Source organism: Deltaproteobacteria bacterium (assembly GCA_016210005.1).
Classification (GTDB): Bacteria; Desulfobacterota; Binatia; order HRBIN30; family JACQVA1; genus JACQVA1.
On the sequence record JACQVA010000179.1, the window covers coordinates 1 to 11,437 of the forward strand.

The window sequence follows — 11,437 nt, forward strand, 5'->3', positions numbered from 1 at the left end:
GGCACAGTCCCAGCGCAAGACCCAGCACCGCCATCCGCATCAGTCGTTGTGTGCCGCCGCCCGTCATAGTGCCGTTCCTTTCTCTCTCGGGCGGTAGCGGGCACTGCTGCCGCTACACCCGATCGACAATGTGATCGTCCAGTAGCACAGATCGGTGAATGTACAGGGTAACGAAAAGGTACCAAGTACTTCGTACCGGTCCTGGTCCTACAGGACCCAGACCGGTACCAGGACCAGGACCGGTACTAGGACCAGGACCGCTGCAGGGCCGTGGTCGCCACGGCGCGCCGCGAGCGCCCGCCACCGTGGCCTCAGCCAAGGGCATGGAAAAGAAAGCCCGCGCCCTCGACGTGATGCAGCTGCTGGCGGCGGCAATGACTTTCCAGAGGCACCCGCAACGGGGGCGCGTTCGGGTTACGAGGACTGGAGCCCAGAGCCCTCGCCGAGGGCGGGGCTCGCCAACGCCACGTTCGTTTGGTAGTCGCACCTCTCAGCACTACCCGGAGGTGAGTCATGGCTGACGAATTTCGCATCGAGAAGGACAGCATGGGTGAAATGCGGGTACCCGCCGCGGCCTACTACGCCGCCCAGACGGCGCGGGCGGTGGAGAACTTCCCCATTTCCAATCTGCGTTTTCCGCGCCGCTTCATTCGCGCTCTGGGGTTGATCAAGGCGGCGGCGGCCCGCGCCAACTTGCAGGTCAAACTGCTCGACGAGCGCCGTGCGCGCGCCATCGAGCAAGCTGCGCTCGAAGTCGCCGGGGGCAGGTTCGACGCTGAGTTCGTCGTCGACGTTTTTCAAACCGGCTCCGGCACCTCGACCAACATGAACGCCAACGAGGTGATCACCACGCGCGCCATCGAGATCCTCGGCGGCAACCGCGGCGACAAAGCGCTGGTTCACCCGAACGACCACGTCAACATGGGCCAGAGCACCAACGACGTGTTTCCCACTGCCATTCATGTGGCTGCAATGGAGGCGGTGGAGGAGCACTTGCTGCCGGCACTGCGCGCGCTGGCGGACGCCTTCCACGCCAAGGCGGAGGAGTTCAAAGACGTCGTCAAGGCCGGCCGCACCCACCTCCAGGATGCGGTTCCGGTCACGCTCGGCCAGGAGTTCTCCGGCTACGCCAGTGTCGTGCGCCACGGGGTGGTGCGGATCGAGAACGCGCGCACGCACCTGTCGGAGTTACCCATCGGCGGCACGGCACTGGGAACCGGCATCAACGCCCACCCGGGCTTTGCGCCCCGAGTGGTGACGGAGCTGCGGGCGCTGACCGGCCATTTGTTCAAGCGCGCCGATAATGTTTTCGAAGCGATGCAGAACAAGGACGCCTGCGTCGAGCTCTCCGGCGCCTTGAAAACCATCTCTGTCGGGCTGCTCAAGATCGCCAACGATCTGCGCCTGCTCACTTCCGGTCCCCGCACCGGCTTCAACGAGATCGAGTTGCCGGCCACCCAGCCGGGCTCAAGTATCATGCCGGGTAAAGTCAACCCGGTAATCGCCGAAGCGGTCAACATGGTGGCTGCCCACGTCATCGGCAACGACGCTGCCATCACCGTGGCCGGGCTCAACGGCAACTTGGACCTCAACGTCATGATGCCGGTGATTGCCTATAACTTGTTGGAGAGCTTGGAGGTGTTGGGCAACGCCGCTACCGTCTTCGCCGACAAGTGCGTGCGCGGCATCATCGCCAATGCCGAACAGTGCCGTACCTACGGCGAGCATACCGCCTCGCTGGTGACGGCGGTGGCACCGGTGATCGGCTACGACGCTGCCGCCAAGGTGTTCAAGAAGGCCCTGGCCGAGAACAAGTCGCTGCGCCAGGTCATCACCGAGGAACAGTTGATGCCGCCCGAGCGTCTCGACCAGATCCTCGATCTGAAGAAGTTGACCGAAGGCGGCCGCGCCTGAACTTTGTCGTTGAAAAACCCGCGCCCGTGGCCAATGGTGCCGATTATGTACAGGCGTAAGGCATGGCTGCGGCCGGGCGCGTTGTCGTCGGTGGTGCTGCTTGCGGCTGCGTCCGTCGGTGCCGCCTCGCTGCCAACGCGCACCCCGGTGCCAACACGTACTCCACTGCCGACACGCACCTCGCTGCCAACCCGCCCGCCGACGCAAACTCCGAGTGCCAACCGGGCAACCTTCACACCGACTCGAACTCCGATCTCCGGCCGGCCCACACGCACACCGACGCCCACCTCGACGCCAACGCCTACGGTCGCAAGCGAGGCCATCGCCTTTCGCCTGGCAGCACGGTTTGCCGCGGGCCTGGGGCCGAGCGCGCTTGCCGCGGGCGATTTTGACGGTGACGGTAAGGCGGACCTCGTCATCGCTGCGGCCGGCGAGGACGCTGTGCGCATCTTGCCGGGCAGGCTCACGGGAACATTTGGCGCGCCGCTCGAACCGATTGCGGTTGATTCCAACCCGCTGGCGCTCGCGGTGGCGGACCTCGACGGCGATGGCGCAGATGACGTGGTGGCGGTGAGTACGACCGAGCAAAGTCTCAGCGTTCTCTTTGGTGCCGGCGACTTCAGCTTCGCCGCACCAGTAGTGCTGGCGGCCGGTGAGGGCCCAGTGGCAGTGGCCGCCGCCAGAGGCCGGCTCGCCATCACCGACGCGGCGAATAACAGTGTGCAGGTGTTCGACCTCGTAGGTCGAACGGTCGGTCGGCCCACCCTCGTCACGGTCGGCGCCGACCCCCAAGCGCTTATGTTTGCCGACTTCAACCGCGATGAGCGGCCGGACCTGGCGGTCGCCAACCGCGGGGATGACACCGTGTCCGTTCTTCTGGCGCAGGACGACGGCAGCTTCAGGGCCCCGGCTGCGATCGCTGTTGGTCATGAACCAGCGGCGCTGGCGGCGGGCGATGTCGGTGGAGATGGCCGCCTCGATTTGGCGGTAGCCAATGGCGGCGATGACACCGTCAGCATCTTAGTGGGCAACGGCAGCGGCAACTTCACCGCAGGGCCTTCCCTAGCTACCGGGCCAAGCCCAGTCGCGCTCGCGCTCGCCGCCGATACCAGCGAGAGCAACCAAGTGGTAACCGGCGACGGCAAGGCCGATCTGCTGGTGGTATGTGCCGGGGCCAATCGGTTGGAAGTGTATGCCGGAGCGACCGATCGCTCCTTTACCCGTGTCAACCTGTTCGGTGCCGGCAGGGCACCGGCTGGGCTAGCCCTCGGGCAGTTCGACAGCGACCAGGCTCATGCGGCCGACGTGGCCGTAGTCAATCCGGACTCTGATACCGTAACCTTGCTGCGCGGAGGAACGAAAGGGTCGTTCGCCGGCGCGCCGCAGTTCGCCGTGCCACCAGCGGTCGTTGCGGCCGCGAGCGGCGACAGCGACGGCGACGGCTTCAGTGATGCGCTACTCACGGATACCAGCGGTAACGTCTCGCTCCTGCGCGGCAATGGCCGCGGCGCGCTGCGGGATTTGGAGAGCTTCGCGGCGGGGCCGACGCCGGTGGCGGCGGCACTGGGCGACTTCAATGGAGACGGGTACCCTGACGTTGCGGTGGCGAACGATGGCGTTAATCAGATTTCGATTCTCGCAGGACAGATCGGGGGCGGGCTCGCCGCACCCGCCGCCGTCGCCCTTACCGGAGTTGCCGGGGCAGTGCTGGCGGTGGACCTTAACCGCGATGCCGCGATGGACCTGGTTGCGGCCGAGTCCGCCGCCCGTCGCCTCGCAGTCATGCTCGGGCGCTCCGGGGTGCTCCCCACAGCGGTTGAGTTGGACACGCCCGGCTCACCGGTTGCACTGGCCGGCGCGGACCTAAATCAAGACGGCAGAACAGACCTGGTCGTCGCGCTGTCACAACCGCCGGCTCTGATGACTTGGCTGGCGGACACAAGCGGGAATCTCACCGCCAGCGCGGCTAAGGCACTATCGCGGGAGCCGACTGCGTTAGCCCTCGGCGATTTCGATGAGGATGGCCTCATCGACGCAGCGTTGCTCAGCCGCGCCGCCCACAACGTCGAGATTTGGCGCGGCCGCAGCAACCGTAGCTTTGAGAGCATCGGCATCCTCGACGACCAGTTTGACCCGGTGGCAATTGCGACCGTTGACCTCAACTTCGACCACCATCTCGACCTGTTGGTGGTGAGCCAGGCCACAGATGAATTGGTAACCTATGCTGGCACCGGCACCGGCTCTTTTGGCAGCGCAGTAGCCATCCCAGTCGGCCGCGCCCCGACGGCTCTGGCGCTGGCCGACTTCAATGGCGATCGCCTCGCGGACGTTTTGGTGTCCGATTCCGGCGGCGCCGATGTGATGCTTCTGCGAAACGTTACGCGCGTTAGCGTGCCCGAATATACGCCTACGGCAACGAACACCGTTGGGCCGGGCACGCCTACGCCGCCACCGCCGGCGACGGCCACGCCAAGCTACACACCGACGCAAACTGTTGGGCCGGGCACGCCCACGCCGCCGCCGCCGGCTACCGCCACGCGTTCGGTGGCGCGCGAGCAGCCCGGCAGTGGCGGTGGCTGCGCCATCAGCCCGGAGGGGAAGCGCGCCCCCGGCTCGTGGCTGCTCGTCGGGTTGCTGCTAATGGTCCCGGCCTGCCGGAGGAGTCGTTTGCGTCACCCTAGATGACGAGCCTGAAGCCCGGAGCCGGCGAACGCAGCTACGACAACAGCCCCATCCCGTGTGTAGTGCACTTAGCGGCTGCGCCAACCGCCGAGCTATCGTTGCCGTATGATTTCTCGGCGGCACCTACCCGAGGCAATCTGCAACTCAGCGGCCGGCCGCACCGGCTTGCGGACGCCGTGAAGCTTTCGCCTTTGGCGCTGTCACGGACGGACAACCAGCCTGCGCCACCGCCAGTTCGACCTCGCGCCTGAGGGCCGATGCTTTGCCGGCCAGGTCCGACATGCCGAGTTGCTCGGCGGTAGCGATGGCCTGATGCAGCAGCGCGACGGCCCGCTCGTGGTCGCCGGGTGCGTGTCGCGCCAGCAACATGCGGGCGTAGTCATGTTGTCCGCTAGCCAGCCACGAACGGGCGCCGATCCTCGCGTTCATGGCCATGGCTTCTTCGAAATGGCGTTCCGCCTCGTGCCAGCGCTGCATGGTGGTGGCGAGCACGCCGAGAAAGCGCGCGGCGGAGCCCAAGCTGGCAATGGCGTAGCTGATGACGACGCAGCGCGAGGCGTGCGGTAGCAGTAGGTTGTAAAGGATCGCCGCGCGCGGCGCGTCGCCCAGGAAGGCGCACACCTCCGCCAGCATTGCCAGGGCAGCGACCCAAACGTCGTCGCGGGGCAGATCGGCGAATTGGTTCACCGCCAGCGCATCGAATTCACGCCGCGCTTCTTCGTAGCAACCCAGCTCCTTGTACAGCTCGGCGCGCGCGCAACGCCACGTCGGAATCGACGGGTAGCGCTCGACGAAACCATTGAGGGCGCCGTCGATCTCATCGAGTCGGCCTTCTTCGAAGCGCAATATCGCCATCTGCACCTCGAACAGGAACAACGCGTCCTGCTGATCAAGCCGCTGGCCGACGGCGAGGCCTTGAGCCGCCAGCTTCCCGGCGTCCTCGAAACGGCCGTCGAGCAAGGCGCGCATGGCGCGGTGCACCGGTACCAGCCAGAGATAGAAGGGATCACGCAGTTCTTCGGCCAAACCGATGTAACAGTCCATCTCGCTATCGACGCCGGCAATGTCGCCCAGCTCGAGCAGTTCAACCACGCGCCAAAAATGGCCGGTCAGCGCCATCTCGCGATCGCCGAGTTGCTCGGCCAGCCGCAGCAGCTCGGCGGTGGCCGCCAGCCGGTTTTCGGCGTCCTCCGGCCCGCGTACCCAGTGGGTGCTGTTCAGCGTCCAGGCCAGCGTCGCCATGTCGCGGACCTGGCGGGCCATGGCGACCGCTTGCCGGCTCAGCGTGGCTCTGCGCTCGTGGCTATTGGACCAGCGCAGCGCGTGAGCCAAGCTGCCCAGCAGCTTCGCGCGCAGCGCGCCGTCGCCCTTGCCGAGCTTGGCCAGGGCCTCCTCCAGCAATGCCACCTGCGAACCATCGACGACGCCCATCTCGACCCAACGGCTGACGCCCAGGGCTGCACCCGCAAGTTGCTGGGCCGCGCCCAGCCGCCGGGCACGTTCCGCCGCCCGGTAGAACGAATCCTTCGCCCGCCGCGGCTCGCCCGCCTTCCACCAGGCTTCACCGAGAGCGAGCAGCACATGGCAGCGGCGAGTTTCGTCGACCGGATATTGCAGCGCCAGCACCTGCAGCGCGCGCTCGTAGTGTGCCACCGCCTCTTCGTATGCCAGCGCCGCGCTCGCGCGTTCTGCCGCTCGTAGACAATAGACGATGGCCCGCTCGCTATCGCCGCCACCCGCCGCAGCCGCCACGAAGTGATGAGCCAAGCCCGACAAGTGGGGTTCGAGATCGGCGCGGTAGAAGTCCTCCAAGCACTCCGCGACATGGCGGTGCAGCCGCGCCCGGTCGCTCGGAGGCAAGTCGTCGTACAAGGTCTCACAGATCAACGCGTGCGAGAACCGGTACCTGCCCAGATGGCGCGGCGAGGGGTCGAGGATGCGGGCGGCGACCGCGCCATCCAAGAGTTCAAGCGCCGCCGGCTCCGCGGCCTCGGCCGGTCCACCCAGCTTGCTCCATACCCGAGCGATAACGGGGAGAGCGAACTCGCGGCCAATCACCGCGGCAATCGTCAGCAGCCGCCGGCAGGGGGCACTGAGATGCGCCAAGCGCCGCTCGATCAGGACGCGGATCTCCTGCGGAATCGCCAGCTGACCCGCGGAAACGTGCTCGACCCAGCGGCCACCCTCGCGCACAACGAGATTCTCCTCGACCAGGTGGCGGCAGAATTCCTTGATGAAGAACGGATTGCCTTCGCTGACGCGCGCGATGAAGCGCGCAAAGGTCCCCGCCACCTCCTGAGTGCCCCAGGTGCTCAGCAGCGCCTGCACGTCCTCTTCCGGCAGGCCATGCAAAGCCAGGCGCTCGTAGAGGGGCTCGCGGCAGAGGGTGCCGAGGATGTCGGCAAGCGAGTGCTTCGGGGTGACCTCAATGTCCCGATACGTGCCCAGCACCAAGAGGGACGAGCTTTCCATCGCGCGGGCCAGGAACTGGAGCAACAGCAGCGACGGGCGATCGGCCCAGTGCAGGTCATCGAGGATCAGCACCAACGGCCGCGCCGTCGCGGCATTGGTAAGGAAGTTGGCGATACTGTCGAAGAGCCGGAAGCGGGCCTGCTCCGATTCGCCCGGTGGGGATACAGGAATCTCCGGCATCCGCTCGCGCACCAGCGGCAGCATGTGGGCAATCTCGACCGCGCCCGCGCCCATCTCCCGGCGTAGCGCGTCCGGATCACGGCGCCGCACGTACCCGCGCATGATCTGCACCCATGGCCAAAACGCCGGCGCGCCATCGCCTTCGTAGCAGCGGCCCCAAAGCACCTGGGCCCCGCGTCCCTCGGCATGTGTGGCCAGTTCCTCCGCGGTACGCGTCTTTCCGATACCCGGCTCTCCCACCAGCATGACCAGGCGCCCATGGCCCGCCAGCGCGGCATCCAAGGTGGCGTGCAATTGGTTCATCTCGAAGCGCCGGCCGACGAAGACCTCGGCGGTGCGGCGCTCCAGCGGCCCCCGCTGCGCGGCCGGAGCGAGAGACCTTTCCTGTCGATCGCGCGGGCGGTCAAGCTCGTCGACCGCAGCCACGAAGCGGTAACCCCGCCCGTGGAAGGTCTTGACGATCTGCTGAGCAGCGCCATCGTCCGCCACTGCGCTGCGCACTGCCCGCACACAGGTGCTCAGCGACCAGTCGCTGACGCACTCCCCCGGCCACAACTTCTCCAGCAACTCCTCCTTGGTCACCACCCGCTCGCGCTGCCGGATCAGGTAGGCGAGTAAGTTGAACACCTTGGGCTGCACCGGCACCAGCGCACCCGAGCAGCGCAACTCGCAGCGATCTTCGTCCAGCTCAAAGTCACCGAAGGTGCGTATCATCGGGGTCGATCCACGGGTAACGCCAAGGTTTCATCAAGTAATGATCAAGAGTTGCTCAAGCTTCACGGCTCCAAGTATGGCATGGCTCCCCCGCAATGGGCAAAGCCAATTCCGGCTGACGCCACCAAGAAAGGGGGAGTAGGGATTATGAGGAACATCAGGGCAAGAATCGGGATCTTGGGCATCGCCTTGCTGGCAAGCGGCATGGCGAGCACGCCGGCGTACGCCATCGGCATCGAAGACGTCGTCGATGGCGGCAACAACTACGCCTGGCAGCGTGTCGAGCTACCGGGTGCCATTTGCAGTAACGGCTCGCAGTACCGGTTCTGGTACTACGACTCTCCGACCTCCAACAACCTGCTGATCTCCTTCGAGGGCGGCGGCGCGTGTTGGGACTACGCCACCTGCAGCGGGCAGGCCGGCATCCTCGGGGCCTCGAACCCGAACGGCATCCCGACTGACTACATCACGCAATTCAAGGCGGAGTACGTCTCGCCAATGGTCAATGGCGCCGACCCCGGCATTCCGCCGTTCCGGTCCAAGACCAACATCGCCACCTACGGGTGGGATGTTGTGTACATGCCGTACTGCACCGGCGACGTCCACGTGGGCAATCGCGTCGTCACCTACACAGACCCGGCGGGCCTGCAGCCGCCGATCGTGTTCCGCCACAACGGCTACAACAACACGATCGCGGCGCTCAACTACCTCCACACCCGCTTCCCGAGCATCAACAAGCTGCTCATCACCGGCTTCAGCGCCGGTGGCGTCGCCAGTAGCGCTGTGTACTACCAGGCGCGCCGCACGCTGGTGCCGACCAAAGGCTACATGCTCAACGACTCCGGGCCGATCTTCCCGGCGCCGAACTCCACCTACAACTCACGGCCGCTGCATGACCTCATCAAGACCCAGTGGAACCTGCAGTCGCTCTACAATCAGCTCCCGGCGACCTTTAACCAGAACGACTTCGGCAGCATCAACCTCATGGTGGCGACGGAGTTCCCGAGCGATCTGTTCGCGTACACCGGGTATTCCAGCGACTACAACTTCTCCCGCTTCTCCTACGAGCGCTTCTACCCGGGGATCACGCAGAGCGGGATCTTGTCGAAGTGGCGGCAGGACCAGACCAATCTGATCAACCAGATCAAGACCAAGTCGAACTACAGCTACCACGTCCCGTGGCACCGCCCGATCAACGACAGCCATTGCTCGTCGATCATCACCTTCATCGGCAGCCACGCCTGCCCGACCATCCGCAAGAAGTACTGGTACGAGGCGCTCGAGTGGCCGTGGACACAGACCTGGAAGTGCCCGAGCGGGATGCTGCCCTTCGAGACGTTCCTCACGAAGTGGGTGACCAACAGCCAGCAGAGCCGGATCGTCGAGAAAGAGAACTACTACAACAACGAGGATCCCGGCATGCAGATCGTTGCCCCGCTGATCAACGACGCGGTCTCAGGCGCCTGAGTCCCGCGTTGCAACGTACGAGTCGAGGGCCGGTGCGGGCCCTCGACTCTTCTCCCGCAACCGATTAGACCACACGGCGCATGCGCCTGTTGCCGATTCGCGCCGCTCGTGGGGTTCTTGTTCCGACGCTGCTCCTGGCAGCTTGTAGCCGGGGAGCACCGACGCCGCCGGTTGCCGCGACCCCCCGTCCGTCGCCGAGCATCCCCGCCGCTGCGGCGCGAAAACCGGTCATGGGAACAGGTGAGCCCCGCGTCCCGCAACCGTTCACGGTCGAACAGCGTCTACTCGATGCCGTCAGCCGCGCCGACCGCCAGACCATCGAGCGCGCGTTGGAGCGCGGCGCGCAGCTGACGGCGAAGGACGACATCGGGCGCTCGGTCGTGCTCCTCGCGGTGCTCGACGCTGCCAACCTCGAGCTAGTGCGCTGGCTCCATGAGAAAGGCGCCGCCCTCGACCAGGCGGACGCCGGTGGTCGCACCCCGCTCAGCTTCGCCTGCGAAGCTGGGCGCCTCGATATCGCACGCTATTTGATCGAGAACGGCGCCGCCGTCGATCGCGGCGATGTGCAACAGCGAACCCCGCTGTTGCACGCCGCCCTTGGAAATCATCAGGCGGTGGCGGCCTTCCTGCTCGACCACAAAGCGAACGTGAACGGCCGCGATCAATTCGGCGACACGCCGCTGATCGTGGCCTGCGCCAAAGGCCACGGCGAGGTGGCAGCGCTGTTGCTGCAGCGCGGCGCCGACCCGACGTTGAAGGACCAAGAGGGACGCACGGCCCAAGAGCGCGCCGCTGCGGGAACCGAGGCGTGCCGCGGCCCCGGCGCCAAGTAGGCCCTCGCAGCCCTGTCGCGGCCGACGCGACTTGACACCCCACTAGTCTGCCAGCGATTGCCGTTAGGCCCTTGAGCGCCGGGGTGCGCCGGTCGACCGCAGTGCCGACGGACTTCAGGGGGCCTATTGGCAGACCGGCGCGTTGCCGGCCCCAACTGCGTGCAGCGGAAGACAGAGCAGAAGAAGCAGTCTCGCGCCAAGCCGCCAAGGCCCGAAGTGGAAGAGGCGGATGCCGGCGATCCCGGCGACCACCCTGCCCCGAGCGGCTTGCGCAGCACTGGGGCTCGGTGTCTCACCCCGGTGTCCGCTGCGCCTCTGCGGTGAATTCCTTCCCGGTCGACCGGCAGCTTTCTATTCCGCCTCTTTAGAAATCGAGTGGGTGACTTTTCACCCTTGGGGTGTGGAAGGCGGTTGGGAGCGGCGCCGGCCTCGCCATGCCGCCGTCGTCGTTTGGCCATCGCCAAATCATGCCAAGTTTTCGGCTCAGTCCGAAACGATCAAACCCTTGTCCCATGCGGCCTTTCCACCACGACGAACCCCATCTCCTACCCACACGACTTCCTGAAGACCCTCTTTGCCATGCCCTTGGCTGAGGCCACGGTGGCTGGCGCTCGCGGCGCGCGGTGGCGACCACGGCCCTGAGCGGTCCTGGTCCTAGTACCGGTCCTGGTACTGGTACTGGGTCCTGTAGGACCAGGACCGGTACGAAGTACTTGGTACCTTTTCGTTACCCTGTACATTCACTGATCCGTGCTACTGGACGATCACATTGTCGATCGGGTGTAGCGGCAGCAGTGGCAGCTAGCGCCCGAGAGAGAAAGGAACGGCACTATGACGGGCGGCGGCACACAACGACTGATGCGGATGGCGGTGCTGGGTCTTGCGCTGGGACTGTGCCGGGCGATCCCCGGCGCTTCCCAGCAGCCGGATCGGGCCATCATCAATGCCAACGGCACGTGGCGGATCGGCGCGGACGCGGCGGGCGACAATGCGGAGAAGTCGCGCGGGAAGTGGACGGCGCGCTTTCAGATCGACCCCAGCGGCGCTCTCACGGGCACCATCGCACTGGAGGGGATGGGCAACGGCACTCCGGCAGAGATCGAAGGCACCGTCGATGGCAATCAGATCAAGTTCGGCCTGGTGTCGACGCGAGCGGACACGCCGGCCGGCAAGCA

The 11,437-nt window shown here is 65.9% G+C and carries 6 protein-coding genes; 5 read left to right on the forward strand and 1 reads right to left on the reverse strand.

Annotated features, from left to right (window positions below; translation table 11 throughout):
• The first annotated feature begins 513 nt into the window (after positions 1 to 513).
• Both HY699_17385 and HY699_17390 read left to right on the forward strand, forming a co-directional pair.
• The gene (locus tag HY699_17385; GenBank protein ID MBI4517580.1) at positions 514 to 1,914 is read left to right on the forward strand and encodes a class II fumarate hydratase; all 1,401 of its coding nucleotides are present in this window, start codon (positions 514 to 516) and stop codon (positions 1,912 to 1,914) included.
• Between the two features lie 45 nt (positions 1,915 to 1,959).
• The gene (locus HY699_17390) at positions 1,960 to 4,599 is read left to right on the forward strand and encodes a VCBS repeat-containing protein (GenBank protein MBI4517581.1); all 2,640 of its coding nucleotides are present in this window, start codon (positions 1,960 to 1,962) and stop codon (positions 4,597 to 4,599) included.
• Between the two features lie 141 nt (positions 4,600 to 4,740).
• Here HY699_17390 and HY699_17395 read toward each other — a convergent pair whose 3' ends face one another.
• Positions 4,741 to 7,962 carry an AAA family ATPase gene (locus HY699_17395; GenBank protein ID MBI4517582.1) on the reverse strand — a complete coding sequence of 1,074 codons (3,222 nt, stop codon included), beginning with the start codon at positions 7,960 to 7,962 and terminating at the stop codon, positions 4,741 to 4,743.
• A 147-nt stretch (positions 7,963 to 8,109) separates the two neighbouring features.
• Here HY699_17395 and HY699_17400 point away from each other — a divergent pair, with 147 nt between their 5' ends.
• The 3 genes from HY699_17400 to HY699_17410 form a co-directional block, all read left to right on the forward strand.
• Positions 8,110 to 9,429: a hypothetical protein gene (locus HY699_17400; GenBank protein MBI4517583.1), complete on the forward strand. Its 1,320-nt coding sequence runs from the start codon at positions 8,110 to 8,112 to the stop codon at positions 9,427 to 9,429.
• A gap of 230 nt (positions 9,430 to 9,659) precedes the next feature.
• The gene (locus HY699_17405; protein ID MBI4517584.1) at positions 9,660 to 10,262 is read left to right on the forward strand and encodes an ankyrin repeat domain-containing protein; all 603 of its coding nucleotides are present in this window, start codon (positions 9,660 to 9,662) and stop codon (positions 10,260 to 10,262) included.
• A gap of 831 nt (positions 10,263 to 11,093) precedes the next feature.
• On the forward strand, positions 11,094 to 11,437 hold a 344-nt coding region (locus tag HY699_17410), incomplete at its 3' end, for a hypothetical protein (protein ID MBI4517585.1).

Excerpts from the sequence above, each read along its gene's own strand:
- HY699_17385 (MBI4517580.1), top strand. The coding sequence starts at position 514 with ATGGCTGACGAATTTCGCATCGAGAAGGACAGCATGGGTGAAATGCGG.
- HY699_17395 (MBI4517582.1), bottom strand. The coding sequence starts at position 7,962 with ATGATACGCACCTTCGGTGACTTTGAGCTGGACGAAGATCGCTGCGAG.
- HY699_17405 (MBI4517584.1), top strand. The coding sequence starts at position 9,660 with ATGGGAACAGGTGAGCCCCGCGTCCCGCAACCGTTCACGGTCGAACAG.
- HY699_17400 (MBI4517583.1), top strand. The coding sequence starts at position 8,110 with ATGAGGAACATCAGGGCAAGAATCGGGATCTTGGGCATCGCCTTGCTG.
- HY699_17390 (MBI4517581.1), top strand. The coding sequence starts at position 1,960 with ATGTACAGGCGTAAGGCATGGCTGCGGCCGGGCGCGTTGTCGTCGGTG.